This window comes from Streptomyces sp. NPDC051211, assembly GCF_040689505.1.
In the GTDB taxonomy this organism is placed as follows: domain Bacteria; phylum Actinomycetota; class Actinomycetes; order Streptomycetales; family Streptomycetaceae; genus Streptomyces.
This window is the reverse complement of the sequence record NZ_JBFBAV010000040.1, coordinates 23,319-39,478: the sequence shown is the minus strand read 5'-3', so window position 1 is coordinate 39,478 and position 16,160 is coordinate 23,319. Positions and strand designations below refer to the sequence as shown.

Here is a 16,160-nt window from a genome sequence, read left to right as displayed (position 1 = left end):
AGCGGCGGAGGGTTCGGCCGGACTCCCCCGGCTCTCCTCCGGGCTAGCTCTCCTTCTGGGCCAGCCGCAGCAAGTGGTCGGCGAGCGCCTGGCCGCCTGCCGGGTCGCGGCTGATCAGCATCAGGGTGTCGTCGCCGGCGATGGTGCCGAGGATGGCGTGGAGTTCGGCCTGGTCGATGGCCGAGGCCAGGAACTGGGCCGCGCCCGGCGGGGTGCGCAGGACCACGAGGTTGGCCGAGGCCTCCGCCGAGATCAGCAGCTCGCCGGAGAGGCGCCGCATGCGCTCCTCCTTGGCGGACTCGCCGAGCGGGGCCTGCGGGGTGCGGAAACCGCCCTCGCTGGGGACCGCGTAGATCAGCTCGCCGCCCGTGTTGCGGATCTTCACCGCGCCCAGCTCGTCGAGGTCCCGGCTGAGCGTCGCCTGGGTGACGCTCAGCCCGTCGTCGGCGAGCAGCTTCGCCAGCTGGCTCTGGGAGCGGACCGGCTGCCGGTTGAGGATGTCCACGATCCGGCGGTGGCGGGCGGTACGGGTCTGCGGGACGGAAGGCCCGCCCTGCTCGTTGTCCTGCGCCTGACTCATCGTCGTCTCATTCTCCGGATCGTCCGTCCCCGTGGGCCGTGTCGAGGATGCCGGGCAGGGCCCGGACGAACGCGTCCACCTCTGCCTCCGAGAGGACGAACGGAGGCATCAGCCGTACGACGTCGGGGGCGGGCGCGTTGACCAGGAAGCCGGCTTCCTGAGCCGCCTGCTGCACCTTCGATGCGAGCGGCTCCGTCAGCACGATACCCAGCAGCAGGCCGGAGCCGCGGACGTGGGAGACCAGCTCATGGCCCAGGCCCTCGATTCCGGAGCGCAGCCGCTCGCCCCGCTCCTTGACCTGCTGGAGGAGTCCGTCGGCGGCGATGGTGTCGAGGACGGCGAGTCCGGCGGCGCAGGCGACCGGGTTCCCACCGAAGGTGGTGCCGTGCTGGCCGGGCTGGAGCAGGGCGGCCGCGTCCCCGAAGGCGGCGACGGCGCCGAGCGGGAGGCCGCCGCCCAGACCCTTCGCAAGCGTGACGAGGTCGGGCTCGACGCCCTCGTGGGCCTGGTACTCGAACCAGGTGCCGCAGCGGCCGATGCCGGTCTGCACCTCGTCGAGGACGAGCAGGGTGCCGGTGGCGCGGGTGATCTCGCGGGCGGCCTTCAGGTAGCCGGCCGGCGGCACCACGACACCGTTCTCGCCCTGGATGGGCTCGATGACGAGGAACGCGGTCTCCTCGGTGACGGCGGCCCGCAGGGCTTCCACATCGCCGTAGGGGACGTGGGTGACGTCGCCGGGCAGCGGCAGGAAGGGGCCCTGCTTCGACGGCTGGCCGGTGAGCGCGAGGGCGCCCATGGTCCGGCCGTGGAAGCCGCCGGCGGTGGACACCATGTGGCTCCGGCCGGTCAGCCGGCCGATCTTGAAGGCGGCCTCGATGGCCTCGGCGCCGGAGTTGCAGAAGAAAACCCGGCCTTCGCGGCCGAAGAGCTGCAGCAGCCGCTCGCCGAGCGCGATGACGGGCTCGGAGGCGAAGAGGTTGGAGACGTGGCCGAGGGTGGCGATCTGCCGGGACACGGCTTCCACGACGGCCGGGTGGGCGTGGCCGAGCGCGTTGACGGCGATCCCGCCGACGAGGTCGGTGTACTGGCGGCCGTCGGCGTCCCACACCTGGGCGCCCTCGCCGCGGACCAGGGCCACCGCCGGTGTGCCGTAGTTGTTGGTCAGCGCGCCCTGCCAGCGCGCGCCGAACCCCTGATTGCCGCCGTTGCCGGTGGTGCCGGCCTCGCTGCCGGTGCCGGCCTCGCTGCCGGTGCCGGCGTTGCCGCCGGTGGTGGTGCCGGTCACTTGGCTCCCCCTTGGATCCCGTCCGGCACGACCATCGTGCCGATTCCCTCGTCGGTGAAGATCTCCAGCAGGATCGAGTGCTGGACCCGCCCGTCGATGACCCGGGCGGTGCGGACGCCGTTGCGTACGGCGTGCAGGCAGCCCTCCATCTTCGGAACCATGCCGCTGGAGAGCTCGGGCAGCAGCTTCTCCAGTTCGCTGGCGGTGAGCTGGCTGATGACCTCGTCGCTGTTGGGCCAGTCCGCGTAGAGGCCCTCGACGTCGGTGAGGACCATCAGGGTCTCGGCGCCGAGCGCGGCGGCGAGCGCGGCCGCCGCGGTGTCGGCGTTGACGTTGTAGACGTGGTCGTCGTCGGCGCTGCGCGCGATGGAGGAGATGACGGGGATCCGGCCGTCGTCCAGCAGGGCCTCGATGGCCCCGGTGTCGATGGCGGTGATCACACCGACCCGGCCGATGTCGACGAGCTCGCCGTCGATCTGCGGCCGGTGCTGCACGGCGGAGATGGTGTGGGCGTCCTCGCCGGTCATGCCGACGGCGAGCGGCCCGTGCTGGTTGAGCAGCCCGACCAGCTCCCGCTGGACCTGGCCCGCCAGGACCATCCGTACGACGTCCATGGCCTCCGGGGTGGTGACCCGCAGGCCGGCCTTGAACTCGCTGACCAGGCCCTGCTTGTCGAGCTGGGCGTTGATCTGCGGGCCGCCGCCGTGGACCACGACGGGCTTGATGCCGGCCTGCCGCAGGAACACCACGTCCTGGGCGAAGGCGGCCTTCAGCTCCTCGTTCACCATGGCGTTGCCGCCGAACTTGATCACGACGGTCTTGCCGTGGTGCCGGGTGAGCCACGGCAGCGCCTCGATCAGCGTCTGCGCTTTGGGGAGGGCGGTGTGCTTCCGCGCCGGTGTGCCGCTCATGAGGAGTACGCGCTGTTCTCGTGGACGTACTCGGCGGTCAGGTCGTTGGCCCAGATGACGGCGCTCTCGGAGCCGGCCGACAGGTCGGCGGTGATCTTGACCTCGCGCTCCTTCATGTCGACCAGGTCGCGGTCCTCGCCGACGGAGCCGTTCTTGCAGACCCAGACGCCGTTGATGGCCACGTTGAGGCGGTCCGGGTCGAAGGCGGCCCGGGTGGTGCCGATGGCGGCGAGCACCCGGCCCCAGTTCGGGTCCTCGCCGTGGATGGCGCACTTGAGCAGGTTGTTGCGGGCGATGGTCCGGCCGACCTCGACGGCCTCGTCCTCGGTGGCGGCGCCGATGACCTCGATGCGGATGTCCTTGCTGGCGCCCTCGGCGTCGCCGATCAGCTGGCGGGCGAGGTCGTCGCAGACGGTCCGTACGGCCTCGGCGAACTCCTCCTGGGCGGGGGTGACGCCGGAGGCGCCGGAGGCGAGCAGCAGCACGGTGTCGTTGGTGGACATGCAGCCGTCGGAGTCGACCCGGTCGAAGGTGGTGCGGGTCGCGGCCCGCAGCGCCCGGTCGAGGGCGGCGCTGTCCAGGTCGGCGTCGGTGGTGAGGACGACGAGCATGGTGGCCAGGCCGGGGGCGAGCATGCCCGCGCCCTTGGCCATGCCGCCGACGGTCCAGCCGTCGCCGGTGAACACGGCGGTCTTGTGGACGGTGTCGGTGGTCTTGATGGCGACGGCGGCTTCCTCGCCGCCGTCCGCGGAGAGTGCGGCGACGGCCGTCTCGACGCCGGGCAGCAGCTTGTCCATGGGGAGCAGGACGCCGATCAGGCCGGTCGAGGCGACCGCGATCTCGCCGGCGTTGTGCTCGCCGATGCCCTGCTTGTTGAGGGTCTCGGCGACCTTCTCGGCGGTGGCGTGGGTGTCCTGGAAGCCCTGGGGGCCGGTGCAGGCGTTGGCGCCGCCGGAGTTGAGGATCACCGCGCTGACCGTGCCGCCGCGCAGGATCTGCTCGGACCACAGCACCGGGGCGGCCTTGACGCGGTTGGAGGTGAAGACACCCGCGGCCGCGAGCCGGGGACCGTGGTTGACCACGAGGGCCAGGTCCGGGTTGCCGCTCGCCTTGATGCCGGCCGCGATGCCCGCGGCGGTGAATCCCTGTGCTGCCGTGACCGTCACGGTGCGACTCCGATCGTGGAAAGTCCGAGGCCCTCGGGAAGCCCGAGCGCGATGTTCATGCTCTGGACAGCGCCGCCGGCGGTGCCCTTGGTCAGGTTGTCGATCGCGCTGACGACGATGATCCGCTGCACGGACTCGTCGTACGCGACCTGGAGCTGGACGGCGTTGGAACCGTAGACGGACGCGGTGGCCGGCCACTGGCCCTCGGGCAGCAGGTGGACGAACGGCTCGTCGGCGTACGCCTTCTCGTACGCGGCGCGCACCGCATCGGCGGTGGTGCCGGCGGAGGCCTTGGCGCTACAGGTCGCGAGGATGCCGCGGGCCATGGGGGCGAGGGTGGGGGTGAAGGAGACCGCGACCCTGGTTCCGGCGGCGGCGCTCAGGTTCTGCACCATCTCGGGGGTGTGGCGGTGGGCGCCGCCGACGCCGTAGGGGCTCATGGAGCCCATCACCTCGGAGCCGAGCAGGTGCGGCTTGAGGGCCTTGCCGGCGCCGGAGGTGCCGGTGGCGGCGACGATCACGGCCTCGGGCTCGGCGAGCCCCTCCGCGTAGGCCGGCCAGAGGGCGAGCGAGACGGCGGTGGGGTAGCAGCCGGGGACGGCGACGCGCTTGGCTCCCGCGAGCGCGGCGCGGGCGCCCGGCAGCTCGGGGAGGCCGTAGGGCCAGGTGCCGGCGTGCGGGGAGCCGTAGAACTTCTCCCAGTCGGCGGCATCCTCGAGCCGGTGGTCGGCGCCCATGTCGACGACGAGGACGTCCTCGCCGAGCTGGGCGGCGACGGCGGCGGACTGGCCGTGCGGCAGGGCCAGGAAGACCACCTCGTGTCCGGCGAGGACCTCGGCGTTGGTGGGCTCCAGGGTGCGTCCGGCGAGCGGGACCAGGTGCGGCTGCAGGCCGCCGAAGAGCTGCCCGGCGTTGGAGTTGCCGGTGAGGGCGCCGATCTCCACCTCGGGGTGGGACAGCAGCAGGCGCAGGACCTCGCCACCCGCGTACCCGCTCGCTCCGGCCACCGCTACACGTACCACCATCGAACCCTCCTCATTGATGGCATGACTATACGTAGTCCTGCACGCTTATGCAAAGAATTGGAGTGCTGATGTGTCAGGTGCCGAGGGCCGTCCCGGTGCGCCGGGACCGGTATCGGGCGGGCTTCCCTGCGGGCTGCCCGGGGGCGGGCCGTTTCCCCTCGGTTCGACCTCCCTCACGAGCGATCACGACACCTCAGTCTCCCTGACCGGCGCCGCCCGGAAACACACCACCGGCTTCGCCGCTGCATGCAATTCCGGCGGTCCGGCGGCCGTGGACCGGGCGGCGGCACGGCGGAGGCACGGCGGTGGCACGGCGCGCGCTCAGCCCAGGGCGTGCCGGACCCAGACGTTGGGCTCCACGTACACCGCATGGCCGTGCTCCGGTGCGCACTGGACCGGGACCAGGGCGCCGGGCACCCGGACCGGGCCGGCCGCGTCGAAGGGCAGCCCGGTCCAGGCCCGCCACTCGGCCAGGGAGCCGGAGATCGTCATGGACAGCGGTGCCACCGAGTCGATGACCCCGCCCGCGCGGACGTGCACGCGCAGCCAGGGGTCGTACGGCAGGCCGTCCTCGCGGGTCCGGTACGCGTACTCGTGGATCGGGGTGTCCGGCTCGGCGGGCTTCCCGCTGGGCCGGACCGGCGCCACCACCTCGGCGAAGCCGCGCGACCGGGCGTTCTCGCGCATCGCGGCGAGCATCCGGCCGGACAGCCCCTCGCCCTGCCGGCCGGTGGCCACGGTGATCTCGATCGCGCTCACGGTGTCCGGCGCGAGCCCGCGCCGCAGGTCGGAGAAGGCCCACAGGAGGACCTGGTCCCAGCCGCGGGCGGGCAGCTCGCCGCGGTCGGGGGCGTGCAGGGCGAAGGGCACGCTGAACCCGCGGGCGATCACCCGGCCGCCGTCCGTGGCGACCAGCACGTAGTCCGGCAGTTCGGCCACCATGCGCGGATAGAGCAGCCAGGAGATCTGGTCGTTGCAGGCGAACTCGGGCCACGAGTCCTCCATCTCCCAGAGCCGGCCGGCCAGATGGGGACGTTCCGCGAGCGTGGTGATCTCTATGTCGGTCATGCCGACACCCTAGGTCTAGATCGTTTCGGGAGCCCGCAAGGAAAGCGACCAATGGCCGGAGCAGCCGGTCAGGTTGAGGGTGGCCAGGGGGCGGACGTCCACGTGCCAGTAGGTCAGCGGGGGTGCCTTCAGCGCGTACACCAGGGCGGCCCGGACCACCGAGGGCTCCGCGACCGCCACGATCGCCCCGCCGTCGTCCGCCGGCCGGGTGTCCAGCCAGCCGCCGATCCGGGAGATGAACGCGAGCAGGGATTCCCCGCCGTGCGGGGCCGCGTGCGGGTCGCTGAGCCAGAGGTCCACCGCGCCGGGCTCGCGGGCCGTGACCTCGGCCAGGGTCAGGCCCCGCCAGCGGCCCATGTCGCACTCGCGCAGCGCCGGCTGGGCGAGCGGGGCGTACCCGAGGGCCTGGCCGGTGGCCCGGCTGCGCGGGGTCGGCGAGCAGTAGCGCAGGTCGGCTCCCCCGAGCGGCACCAGCTCGCGGGCGGCGGCCTCCACCGCCCGCCAGCCGGCCCCGTCCAGCGGCCGGTCGTCGTCGAAGCGCTCGGCGAGCAGTGCGGAGCTGCGGGCTGCGGCGACGAGCGAGACCCGAACATGCATGCGGCGATGGTGCGGCGCGGGCCCCTCCGGGTCAAGCGTTTCGGCCGGGTTCCGGCAGCCCCGCGCCGGCCGCCGCGGCCGCCAGCCGGCGTACCGCCTCGGTGAGCTCGGCCGGGCCGGCCACTCCGGCGAAGCTCAGCCGGACGTACGGGCCGGGCGGCTCGGCGCAGAAGTACGGCCGGCCGGGGGCGACGGCCACCCCGGCCCGCAGGGCGGCGGCGGCGAAGCCCGCCTCGTCGGCCCCCTCGGGCAGCCGCGCCCACAACTGGTAGCCGCCGGCGGGCAGGTGGGGAACCGTCAGGGCGGGCAGCCCCGAACGGACCGCCCCGGCCAGCACCTCGCGACGGTGCCGGAGTTCGGCGGCGACGGCCCGCAGGTGGCGGGGCCAGGCGGGGGCGCCGACCAGCTCCAGCGCGGTCTCCTGGAGCGGGCGGGGCACGAAGAAGCTGTCCACCACCTGGATCGCCCGCAGCCGGTCCAGCACGGGCCCGCGGGCCGAGAGGGCGCCCACCCGCAGGCTCGGCGAAGTGGCCTTGGTGAGCGAACGGACGTGGACCACCACCCCGTCGGGGTCGTCGGCGGCGAGCGTGGCGGGCAGCGGACCGGCGTCCTCGTGGGCCAGCGCCCAGGCGTAATCGTCCTCGACCACGAACGCCCCGGCCGCACGGGCGATCCGCCGCACCTCCGCCCGCCGCTCGGCGGACAGCACCGACCCGGTGGGGTTCCGGAACAGCGGCTGGCATACGAAGACCCGCGCGCCGGTCGCTTCGAAGGCGGCGGCGAGCAGCTCCGGCCGGACGCCGTCGGCATCGCCGGGGACCGGGACCGGCCGGCAGCCGGAGGCACGGGCGATGGCCAGCAGGCCGGGATAGGTCGGGGACTCCACCAGTACGGGCGCGCCGGGCGGCGCGAGGGCCCGCAGGGCGGTGGTGAGGGCGCTCTGCCCGCCCGCCGTGATCAGGACGTCGGCGGCGGTGACGGCGCCGCCGATCTGCCGGGCGAACCAGTCGCGCAGCTCGGGCAGCCCCTCCATCGGCGGCCGCCCCCAGGCTCCGGGACGGCGGCCGGCCCGGGCGAGGGCGGCGGCCATGGCCCGCTCGGGCTGAAGGGAATGGTGGAGGTAGCCGCCGTTGAGCTCGATCACCCCCGTTGGGGGCTGGGCGAGGGAGACCAGGACGCCGGAGGCGTCGACGGAGCGCGGCACGAGTTCGCCCGCGGCTTCGGCGCTGAGGGCGAGTTCCTGCCAGGAGGTGTCCCCGGCGGGCTGCGGGGCGCTGCGCGGTCGGGCCCGGAAGGCGCCGGCGCCGGGGCGGGTGACGACCAGCCCTTCGGCCGCGAGCTGGGCCAGCGCCCGGGAGACCGTCACGGGGCTGACCCGGTAGCGCTCGACGAGAGCCCGGCTCGACGGGAGCTTTCCACCGATCGAGTAGCGGTTGAGCTCGGATCGCAGAGATTCCGCCAGCTCGGCCACACTGCTACGCTCATTCATGAGGACACAGAATAGCGCTACCAGCTCCACGGGGATAGCGGTTCCGCCCACCGGCACCCGCCCCGCCAGCCACTCCGGCGCCGCCACCGGCACCGCCACCGCCACCGCCACCGGCACCACGCCGACCGGTTCGACGGCCGGCCCGGCCCGCACCGGCATCCTCATGGCCGCGCTCGGCGTCATCGCCTTCTCGCTGACCTTCCCCTCCACCGTCTGGGGCCTGGAGAGCTTCGGCCCCTGGTCCCTGGTGTCCCTGCGCAGCACCCTGGCCGCGCTGATCGCGGGCGGGTTCCTGCTCGCCCTGCGGGTGCCGCTGCCCGCCCGCGAGCACCGGGCCGGGCTGGCCGTGGTCGCCGGAGGCGTGGTGATCGGCTTCCCGCTGCTCACCACCCTCGCCCTGCAGACCTCCAGCACCTCGCACGCCGCGGTGGTGGTCGGCCTGCTGCCGCTCACCACCGCCGTGTTCGCCGCCCTGCGCACCGGCGCCCGGCCGTCCCGCACCTTCTGGGCCGCCGCGGTCACCGGCGCCGTGGTCGTCCTGGGCTTCACGCTGGCCCAGAGCGGCGGAGCGGTCTCGGCCGGCGACGGGTTCCTCTTCGCCGCCCTGCTGGCCTGCGCGGCCGGCTACACCGAGGGCGGCCGGCTGGCCCGGGCGATGCCGGGCTGGCAGGTGATCGGATGGGCGCTGGTGCTGTGCCTGCCCCTCTCGCTGGCCGGCGCCGCGGCCGGTCTGGCGTACGAGCCCGTCCACCTCACCGGCCACGGCATCGCCGGGCTGGTCTGGGCGGCGGCCGGTTCCACCTTCCTCGGCCTGTACGTCTGGTACCGCGGCATGGCCCGGATCGGCGCGACCCGGGCCAGCCAGCTCCAGCTCGCCCAGCCGCTGCTCACCCTGGTCTGGGCGGTCGTCCTGCTGGGCGAGGAGCTGTCCCCCGCCACCCCGCTGGCCGCCTGCGCCGTACTGGTCTGCATCGCCCTCACCCAGCGGGACTAAATCCGGCGAATCGCCGTAAACTGACGTCACCGGATCAGCCCGGCTCCGAGGGAGGTCAGCACATGCGAGCGACCGAGGGCGACCAGTTGGTTCAGCACGGCCGAGTTGTGGGCCAGCACGACAAGCTGGGTGAGATCACCCAGGTCCTGGGCGAGAACGGCACCCCTCCCTACCGGGTCCGCTTCTCGGACGGGCACGAGGCCATCATGTCTCCCGGCCCGGACTGCGTGGTGCGCCACCCCGGCCGGCCCGAAGAGGACCACTGAGGGCTCGGACTGAGAACTCGGACCGAGAGCTCCGAATGAGAGCTCAGCGCGGCGGCACCGCCGCCTGATAGTGGTCGGCGACGACCCTGGCCATGGCCCCGTTGGGGTCCGCGACCACCTGCTTCGCCGAGAAGTGGACGTGGCCGCGGACCCCGGCGTGCTTACCGGCCAGCGTCAGGTGCCGGGAGAGCTCCGCCGGGTCCCGCCAGGCCCGGGTCTCGCTGTTCCGGTCGCACCGGTACAGCGCCTCCCCGATGTACAGGTCCACCCCGGTGCCGGCCACGGTCCGGGCCCACCAGGGCACCAGCGCCGCGTAGTCGGCCGTGCTGTGCCCGATGTGCCAGTAGCACTGCGGCGCGATGTAGTCGAGCCAGCGCTCGGTGACCCACTTGCGGGTGTCCGCGTAGAGGTCGTCGTACGTCGCGATGCCCGCCCGGGTCGGTGAGCCCAGCGGGTCCCGGTCGCCGTTGCGCCACACGGCGAACGGGCTGACGCCGAACCGGACCCCGGGCCGCAGCGCCTTGATCCGCTGGGACATCTCGCTCACCAGCAGGTCCGTGTTGTGCCGCCGCCATTGGGCGCGGGAGCCGAACCCGGCCCCGTACCGCTCGTACGCCGCATCGTCGTCGAAGTGCCGCCCCTCCGAGGGGTAGGGGTAGAAGTAGTCGTCCCAGTGCACCGCGTCCAGCGGGTAGCGGGACACCGCGTCGAGCATCGCCTCCTGCACGAAGGCCCGGACCTCCGGCATGCCCGGGTTGTAGTACAGCTTCCCGGCGTACGGCACGGTCCAGTCCGGGTTGGTCCGGGCCGGATGGCCGGCGGCGAGCCGGGACGGGTCGGAGTGGGTGTTCGCCACCCGGTACGGGTTGAACCAGGCGTGCAGCTCCAGCCCCCGGGCATGCGCCTCGGCCACGGCCGTGCCCAGCGGGTCCCAGCCCGGATCGCGGCCCTGCACCCCGGTCAGCCACTGCGACCAGGGCTCCAGCGCGGAGGGCCACATCGCGTCGGCGGTGGGGCGCACCTGGAGGACCACCGCGTTCAGCCGCCGCCGCACCGCGGTGTCCAGCAGGGAGATCAGCTCGGAGCGCTGCTCCTCGGCGCTCAGACCGGTGGCGGAGGGCCAGTCGAGATTGTGCACGGAGGCGATCCACATCCCGCGGAACTCGGCGGGCAGCGGGGCCCGCCGGGGCAGCCCGGGAGCCGCGCCGGCCGCAGTGGCGGCGAGCACCCCCGCCGCTGTGGCCAGCAGACTCCGACGGCCGATGTACGCCATGTGACAGCTCCCTTGCGCTGGGTGACATTGCGGTGTGTGCGCCCAGCATGCCCGCCCCGGCCCACCGGTGGACGCAGGGTCGGGAGTAACGTCGGGGGGCGTGGCGGGCGCCGGAATCGTACGGGGGACCCGCCGACGGATGAGCAGCGAAAGGCACGAAGTGACTGACCTCCCTTCCGACATCACACGCGTCGGCGTAGTGGGCTGTGGCCAGATGGGCGCGGGCATCGCCGAGGTGTGCGCCCGCAGCGGCCTTGAGGTCAAGGTCGCCGAGACCACCGGCGAAGCCCTGGAGATCGGACGTACCCGGCTGATCAACTCCCTCAGCAAGGCCGCCGAACGCGGCAAGATCACGGAGGAGGAGCGGGACGCCACCGTCGCCCGGCTCAGCTTCACCACCGACCTCGGCGAGTTCGCGGACCGCGACCTGGTCATCGAGGCGGTCGTCGAGAACGAGCAGGTCAAGACGGAGATCTTCCAGGTCCTCGACCAGGTCGTCACCCGCCCGGACGCGATCCTCGCGTCCAACACCTCCTCCATCCCGCTGGTGAAGCTGGCCGTCGCGACCTCGCGGCCGGACCAGGTCATCGGCATCCACTTCTTCAACCCGGCGCCGGTGCAGAAGCTCGTCGAGCTGATCCCGGCCCTGACCACCGGGGACGAGACCGTCAAGCGGGCCGAGGCCCTGGTGCGGGACGTGCTGGGCAAGCACGCGATCCGCGCCCAGGACCGTTCCGGCTTCGTGGTCAACGCCCTGCTCATCCCGTACCTGCTGTCCGCGATCCGGATGTTCGAGTCCGGCATCGCGAGCCGTGAGGACATCGACAACGGCATGGAGCTGGGCTGCGCCCACCCGATGGGCCCGCTGAAGCTGGCGGACCTGATCGGCCTGGACACCGTGGCCTCGGTGGCCGACTCGATGTACGCCGAGTTCAAGGAGCCCCTGTACGCGGCTCCCCCGCTGCTTCAGCGGATGGTCGACGCGGGCCGCCTCGGCCGCAAGACCGGCTCGGGTTTCTACCCGTACGGCTGACCCGCCGGTCCTTCGAACGCCCCTTTCCCCGGCCGGGGAAAGGGGCGTCGTGCGTATCGCCGCCACCGGGTTGACGGGGGCGGCCGGCGATAGAATGGCGATGTCCGCTGCGTTTTCCTGCCGTCCCGGCCACCCCGGCGCGGCCCCCGGGATCACGGGACACGCCGCGTTGCTGCGGACCGGGCCCATCGGCCCGAAAAGGATGACCATGCCCCGCCACGCCTGTAGGCGCTCCTTCGCCGTGCTGACCACACCCGCGCTGGCTCTGTCCCTCCTGGCGATCGCCCCCGCCGGCGCATCGGACCGGGCATCCGCCCGGACCCCGTCCACCACCGCCGAGTCCGTGACCGCCCCCACCGTCTGCCACGGACTGAGCAAAGCCCCGCAGGACGACTATCACAAGGGTTGCCGGCAGGGGTACCGCGACGGCTCCGACGCCGGCAGCCGCCACGGCAGGCCGCCCATCTGCAACAAGACCCTTGTGCCGCCGCTCCCCCCCAACCCCAACGCCTTCGAGCGCGGCAAGTACGCCGGCTACCGCTACGGCTACGACCAGGCCTTTGACAAGGCCTACCCACAGCACTGCGCCAACCAGCCCAAGCCTCCGGCGCCACCGCCACCGCCCCCGCCACCGCCCCCTGCCCAGCAGCAGACGCCGGCGACCATGGCCGCCGCAGGAAAGGCCGCGGGCGAGACGTTGGGCCGCGAGGACGCCGAGAAGTGCGATCTCAACCGCCCGAACGCGCGCCTGAAGCCTCCGGCCACGCCCAACGTCCTGATCCAGGCCTATCAGAACGCCTATGCCGTCGGCTACGACACCGCCTACGACGAGGTCTTCGGTCAGAAGTGCATCAACAAGTGAGGGGCAGCGGCAGCGGTCGTCCCGTCATCCCAGCCGGAGATGGTGGAGCAGGAGGAGCCCGGCCGCCATGTTGGCGGCCGGGATTTCCCCGCGGGCGATCATGTCCGGCACGAGTTTGAGGGGCACCCACTCGCGGCGTGAGGATTCGAAGTCGTCCTCCGGGTGCCCTATGTACGTCGCCCCGTCCGCCCAGTAGAGGTGGTGGCGGGCGTCCGTAAGCCCGTTCGCCGGCTCGACGGTCATCAGGTGGTGGAGCGGGCCGGGCCGCCAGCCCGACTCCTCCTCCATCTCGCGGGCGGCGGCGCGCGCGATGTCCTCGCCGTCCTCGACCACTCCGGCGGGCAGTTCCCAGCCCCAGCTGTCGGTGATGAACCGGTGCCGCCACAGCAGCAGCACCTCGTTGGCCTCGTTGACGGCCGTGGCGACGGCCACCGGGCGGAGCCGGATGACGAAGTGGTCCAGGTGCCGGCCGTCGGGGAGTTCCACATCGGCGAGATTCACGTCGAACCAACGGTTCTTGTACACGGTCTGCTCACTCAGGTTCGTCCACTGCACGGTTTTGCCACCTTCCGTTCGAGTAGGTGGCAACATGGCAGCAGGTGCACAAGCCTGGCGAAACGTCAGAGCGGAACCCGCAGCGCCCCGTCGATGAGCCGGGCGGTCTCCTCCGCACCGGAACAACCGCTGGTCAGCAGCTGCTCCCGGACCGCACGCAAGCGGTCCCGCAGCCGGAGCGACTCCATCCCCTTGGCCCGCTCGGCCATCTCCGCCGCCGCCGCGACGGCCCGGTCGGCCTCCCCCTGCCGCAGCTGGATCTCGCACAGCATGGCCAGCCGGTGTACCCGCCCCCGGTCGTGCGCCGGGGTCCCGACGGCCGCCGCCGCCTGCTCGTGCGCCGCGTCCAGATCGCCCAGACTGAGCAGGGCCTCGGCCACCTGCACATTGACCAGACCGGGCTGCACGTACCCGGTCTCGTCCGGTTCACTCCCTCGCCGGATCCGCTCCGCCGCCGCCTCCGCCTGCCGGATGCAGGCCAACGCGGCCGCCGTATCGCCCAGTTGCGCATAGGCCTTGGCCTGCATGGCGTGCAGGTCGGCGGCCAGCGCCGGAGTGGTGTGCCGCCCGGCCGCCCGCAGCGCCGCCTCCGCGAAGGCCACCCCCTGCCGGAACTCCCGCAGATGCAGGGACTGGTTGACGATCAGCGCGATCACATAGGCGCCCAGCCCCCGGTCCCCGCTGGCCTTCGCCAGCCGGAGCGCCTGGTGGAAGTACCGCTGCGCCAGGCCGTGGGCGTCCGAGTCGTACGCACAGATGCCCGCCACCGCCACCAGGGAGCCGGACGCCCGGTACAGCCTGCGGCCCAGCGCATCGGGGTAACTGCCGCGCAGCATGGGCGCGGTCTCGCTGCCCAGGAAGCGGACGATCCGGGACCGGGTGGCCATCCCGCCGGCCCGCCGGTACATCAGCTCGTAGTGGTCGCGGGCGGCGCGCAGGATCTCGATGTGCTCCGGCCCGATCCGCAGCGGCCCGTCCCGTGACACGTCCGCGTCCTCCGGCGGGTTCTCCCACTCCCATACGGGGATCACGGCGGGCGTCCCGGTCACCGCGCCCGCGCTCAGCAGCTGGGGACGGCCCTGCTCGTCGGCCCGCCAGAGCGCGGTCGCCCGGTCCACGAACCCGCTCAGCGGGGAGCCGTGCGGGGAGGCGGCCTGGCCCGGCACGCCCAGCCCGATGTCGTCCAGGCCGACCGGGCGGCGCAGCCGCTGCCCCAGCACCTCGCAGATCAGATCGGGCACCTGGCCGCGCGGCCGCTGGCCCTTCAACCAACGTGCGACGGCCGTGTGTTCGTACCGGAGAGCGAGACCGCGGGAGCGGCCGGCCTGGTTGACATGGGCGGCGAGTCCGGCATGGGACATGCCCGCCTCGGCGAGGAGGGCATCGAGCAGAGCATTGGACTGCATGGGCCCCTCCAAGGGCTCGTCGGTCCCAGGCTAGTGGGTGCGGGATTCACACGGGGTGTGAACCGAGTGCGCGCATAAATGCGCCGCGCACTCTGCCGCGGGGTGCCGCGGGACGGTTGACTGAAGCTCTCGCCTCGCCAAGAGGCAGCTCGGGCCGTCGGCTCCCCCTCGTACAGTGCGACGGCCCGTACCAGCGCCGCCCGTTCTGCTGTCTGCCCGACACTCCATGGCAGGCGGGCGGCGCGTCTTGGCTCCGCCGCGGCCGGTTGGTCGCCGGTCCCGGCGGAGCGGGCCGGCCCCCACCCACCCGGGCCCGGTTCGCAGCGGCTCCGCCGGCTCCGCACGGCCTCCCTCGGCCCCGCCGGAGCCGGCGGACGCCGGACCACCGTTTCAGGGGCGGTGCCCGGCGGGCCGGCGGCGGTCGTTGCGCAGCACCAGCAGGGCGATGTCATCGGCGAGCCGCCCGCTGGTGTGGCGCAGCAAGGCGGCGTGGACGCCGGCGACGAGGCGGGCGGGGGTTGCGGCAGCCTCCTCCTCGATGGCCCCGCCGAGCGGGAAGTACCGGCCGTCCCGGTCCCTTGCCTCGGCCGCACCGTCGGTGTGCAGGAACAGGCCCTCCCCGGGGCGGAGTTCCCCGCAGTGCTGCGCCTCCAGCTCGGCGGGCAGCGGCCACACCCCGAGCGGGGGCAAGGTCTCGCCCCCGGCGAGCAGCTCCGGCCCGGCCGGGTCCCCCTGCGGGGCTTGTTCCCCTCCCCGCCCCTTCCCGTAACCGGGGCTCCGCCCCGGACCCCGCGCCTCAAACGCCGGCAGGGCTGGGATGTGCTCCGCACATCCAGCCCGCGCGGCGTTTGAGCGCACCGGGCGCGAAGCGCCCGACCCGGGGGGCTGGGGGCGCAGCCCCCGGTTTCGGGAAGGGGCGGGTAGGGGAACAGCCCCGCAGGGCTCCAGCTCCGCGACGCCCGGGCCCCCGGCCGCGCCGGCGGCCGGGGCCGGGAGGCGGTAGGGCCAGGGGTGGCCGCAGTTCAGCGCGCGGACCGCACCCTCCCGCCCGATCTCCAGCAGCAGCACGGTCACGAACTCCTCCGCCACCGGCGACTCCGGCTCGCCCCCTCCCGCCGCCGGATGCTCCCACCGCACCCGGTCCCGCAGGTGCCGGTGGAGTGCCCGCTCCATCCGCCGCAGCACCCCGTCCAGCGTGGGCTCGTCGTACGCCGCCTCCCGGAAAGCCCCCAGCACGGCCGCCGCCGCGCTCAGCGCGGGCAGTCCGTGGCCGCGTACGTCTCCGATCACCACCCGCACCCCGTACCGCGTCGGCAGCGCGTCGTACAGGTCCCCGCCCACCGACGCCCCGTGTACGGCCGCCAGCGCCAGGCCCTCGATCCGTGGCGGGAGCGGCCGCAGCAGTGCGCGCTGGGCCGCGCCCGCGATCTCCCGGGTGCGGCGCAGTTCGCCGAGCAGCCGCTGCCGGACGTGCAGAGCGCAGGCGGTGGCCAGCAGCAGGAAGGCCGCGCAGCTGGCCAGGCTCGGTCCCAGCGCCCCCGGGGAGGACAGCTCCCAGGACACCGCGGCACCCGTCCAGGCAAGGACGCACACCCGGCGCACCCGGGGCATCTCCCCGCGCATCGTCATCTCGTTCCGGCCTCCCCTCGG

At 73.5% G+C, this 16,160-nt stretch carries 16 protein-coding genes; 4 read left to right on the top strand and 12 right to left on the bottom strand.

Annotated elements, in window-relative coordinates; genetic code table 11:
* Positions 1 to 43: 43 nt before the first annotated feature.
* From AB0447_RS29095 to AB0447_RS29060, 8 genes are all read right to left on the bottom strand, one after another.
* On the bottom strand, positions 44 to 580 hold the full coding sequence (locus tag AB0447_RS29095) for an arginine repressor (RefSeq protein ID WP_366479803.1): 537 nt from the start codon (positions 578 to 580) through the stop codon (positions 44 to 46).
* Between the two features lie 7 nt (positions 581 to 587).
* Positions 588 to 1,865 (bottom strand): acetylornithine transaminase, encoded by a 1,278-nt coding sequence (locus tag AB0447_RS29090; protein ID WP_366479802.1) that lies wholly within the window; start codon positions 1,863 to 1,865, stop codon positions 588 to 590.
* Positions 1,862 to 2,776 (bottom strand): acetylglutamate kinase, encoded by a 915-nt coding sequence (gene argB, locus AB0447_RS29085; RefSeq protein ID WP_366479801.1) that lies wholly within the window; start codon positions 2,774 to 2,776, stop codon positions 1,862 to 1,864. Before argB ends, AB0447_RS29090 begins: the two co-directional genes overlap by 4 nt.
* Complete coding sequence (gene argJ, locus AB0447_RS29080) at positions 2,773 to 3,942, bottom strand: bifunctional glutamate N-acetyltransferase/amino-acid acetyltransferase ArgJ (RefSeq protein WP_366479800.1); 1,170 nt, start codon at positions 3,940 to 3,942, stop codon at positions 2,773 to 2,775. Before argJ ends, argB begins: the two co-directional genes overlap by 4 nt.
* Positions 3,939 to 4,967: an N-acetyl-gamma-glutamyl-phosphate reductase gene (gene argC / locus AB0447_RS29075; RefSeq protein WP_366479799.1), complete on the bottom strand. Its 1,029-nt coding sequence runs from the start codon at positions 4,965 to 4,967 to the stop codon at positions 3,939 to 3,941. The genes argJ and argC overlap by 4 nt, the downstream gene beginning before the upstream one ends.
* A gap of 321 nt (positions 4,968 to 5,288) precedes the next feature.
* Positions 5,289 to 6,035 carry an N-acetyltransferase gene (locus AB0447_RS29070; RefSeq protein ID WP_366479798.1) on the bottom strand — a complete coding sequence of 249 codons (747 nt, stop codon included), beginning with the start codon at positions 6,033 to 6,035 and terminating at the stop codon, positions 5,289 to 5,291.
* 15 nt (positions 6,036 to 6,050) lie between these two features.
* On the bottom strand, positions 6,051 to 6,632 hold the full coding sequence (locus tag AB0447_RS29065) for a histidine phosphatase family protein (RefSeq protein ID WP_366479797.1): 582 nt from the start codon (positions 6,630 to 6,632) through the stop codon (positions 6,051 to 6,053).
* 31 nt (positions 6,633 to 6,663) lie between these two features.
* Positions 6,664 to 8,121, bottom strand: coding sequence for a PLP-dependent aminotransferase family protein (locus tag AB0447_RS29060; protein ID WP_366479796.1), 1,458 nt, complete (start codon positions 8,119 to 8,121; stop codon positions 6,664 to 6,666).
* Here AB0447_RS29060 and AB0447_RS29055 point away from each other — a divergent pair.
* Both AB0447_RS29055 and AB0447_RS29050 read left to right on the top strand, forming a co-directional pair.
* Positions 8,120 to 9,115, top strand: a complete 996-nt coding sequence (locus tag AB0447_RS29055; protein ID WP_366479795.1) for a DMT family transporter — start codon at positions 8,120 to 8,122, stop codon at positions 9,113 to 9,115. The two genes, AB0447_RS29060 and AB0447_RS29055, sit on opposite strands and share 2 nt — an antisense overlap.
* Before the next feature lie 62 nt (positions 9,116 to 9,177).
* Complete coding sequence (locus AB0447_RS29050; protein ID WP_366479794.1) at positions 9,178 to 9,381, top strand: DUF1918 domain-containing protein; 204 nt, start codon at positions 9,178 to 9,180, stop codon at positions 9,379 to 9,381.
* 43 nt (positions 9,382 to 9,424) lie between these two features.
* On the opposite strand, the gene AB0447_RS29045 is transcribed toward AB0447_RS29050, so the two are convergent.
* Complete coding sequence (locus tag AB0447_RS29045) at positions 9,425 to 10,654, bottom strand: family 10 glycosylhydrolase (protein WP_366479793.1); 1,230 nt, start codon at positions 10,652 to 10,654, stop codon at positions 9,425 to 9,427.
* A 139-nt stretch (positions 10,655 to 10,793) separates the two neighbouring features.
* Between AB0447_RS29045 and AB0447_RS29040 the strand changes: the two genes are divergently transcribed.
* Together AB0447_RS29040 and AB0447_RS29035 are read left to right on the top strand one after the other, a co-directional pair.
* A complete protein-coding gene (locus AB0447_RS29040) occupies positions 10,794 to 11,687 on the top strand; it encodes a 3-hydroxybutyryl-CoA dehydrogenase (RefSeq protein ID WP_366479792.1) in 894 nt (297 codons plus the stop codon).
* A gap of 208 nt (positions 11,688 to 11,895) precedes the next feature.
* Entirely contained in the window at positions 11,896 to 12,549 is a 654-nt protein-coding gene (locus AB0447_RS29035) for a hypothetical protein (protein WP_366479791.1), read from the top strand.
* Positions 12,550 to 12,573: 24 nt separating this feature from the next.
* Here the strand turns inward: AB0447_RS29035 and AB0447_RS29030 are convergent, their stop codons facing one another.
* The 3 genes from AB0447_RS29030 to AB0447_RS29020 all read right to left on the bottom strand — a co-directional run bounded on the left by AB0447_RS29030 (position 12,574) and on the right by AB0447_RS29020 (position 16,133).
* Complete coding sequence (locus AB0447_RS29030) at positions 12,574 to 13,104, bottom strand: NUDIX hydrolase (protein ID WP_366479790.1); 531 nt, start codon at positions 13,102 to 13,104, stop codon at positions 12,574 to 12,576.
* A 65-nt stretch (positions 13,105 to 13,169) separates the two neighbouring features.
* Positions 13,170 to 14,510, bottom strand: coding sequence for a transcriptional regulator (locus AB0447_RS29025; RefSeq protein WP_366479789.1), 1,341 nt, complete (start codon positions 14,508 to 14,510; stop codon positions 13,170 to 13,172).
* 390 nt (positions 14,511 to 14,900) lie between these two features.
* Positions 14,901 to 16,133 (bottom strand): PP2C family protein-serine/threonine phosphatase, encoded by a 1,233-nt coding sequence (locus AB0447_RS29020; RefSeq protein ID WP_366479826.1) that lies wholly within the window; start codon positions 16,131 to 16,133, stop codon positions 14,901 to 14,903.
* Positions 16,134 to 16,160: the final 27 nt, after the last annotated feature.

Excerpts from the sequence above, each read along its gene's own strand:
- argC (WP_366479799.1), bottom strand. The coding sequence starts at position 4,967 with ATGGTGGTACGTGTAGCGGTGGCCGGAGCGAGCGGGTACGCGGGTGGC.
- AB0447_RS29040 (WP_366479792.1), top strand. The coding sequence starts at position 10,794 with ATGAGCAGCGAAAGGCACGAAGTGACTGACCTCCCTTCCGACATCACA.
- AB0447_RS29070 (WP_366479798.1), bottom strand. The coding sequence starts at position 6,035 with ATGACCGACATAGAGATCACCACGCTCGCGGAACGTCCCCATCTGGCC.
- AB0447_RS29065 (WP_366479797.1), bottom strand. The coding sequence starts at position 6,632 with ATGCATGTTCGGGTCTCGCTCGTCGCCGCAGCCCGCAGCTCCGCACTG.
- AB0447_RS29025 (WP_366479789.1), bottom strand. The coding sequence starts at position 14,510 with ATGCAGTCCAATGCTCTGCTCGATGCCCTCCTCGCCGAGGCGGGCATG.
- AB0447_RS29020 (WP_366479826.1), bottom strand. The coding sequence starts at position 16,133 with ATGCGCGGGGAGATGCCCCGGGTGCGCCGGGTGTGCGTCCTTGCCTGG.
- AB0447_RS29095 (WP_366479803.1), bottom strand. The coding sequence starts at position 580 with ATGAGTCAGGCGCAGGACAACGAGCAGGGCGGGCCTTCCGTCCCGCAG.
- argB (WP_366479801.1), bottom strand. The coding sequence starts at position 2,776 with ATGAGCGGCACACCGGCGCGGAAGCACACCGCCCTCCCCAAAGCGCAG.
- AB0447_RS29050 (WP_366479794.1), top strand. The coding sequence starts at position 9,178 with ATGCGAGCGACCGAGGGCGACCAGTTGGTTCAGCACGGCCGAGTTGTG.
- AB0447_RS29045 (WP_366479793.1), bottom strand. The coding sequence starts at position 10,654 with ATGGCGTACATCGGCCGTCGGAGTCTGCTGGCCACAGCGGCGGGGGTG.
- AB0447_RS29060 (WP_366479796.1), bottom strand. The coding sequence starts at position 8,121 with ATGAATGAGCGTAGCAGTGTGGCCGAGCTGGCGGAATCTCTGCGATCC.
- AB0447_RS29055 (WP_366479795.1), top strand. The coding sequence starts at position 8,120 with ATGAGGACACAGAATAGCGCTACCAGCTCCACGGGGATAGCGGTTCCG.
- AB0447_RS29035 (WP_366479791.1), top strand. The coding sequence starts at position 11,896 with ATGCCCCGCCACGCCTGTAGGCGCTCCTTCGCCGTGCTGACCACACCC.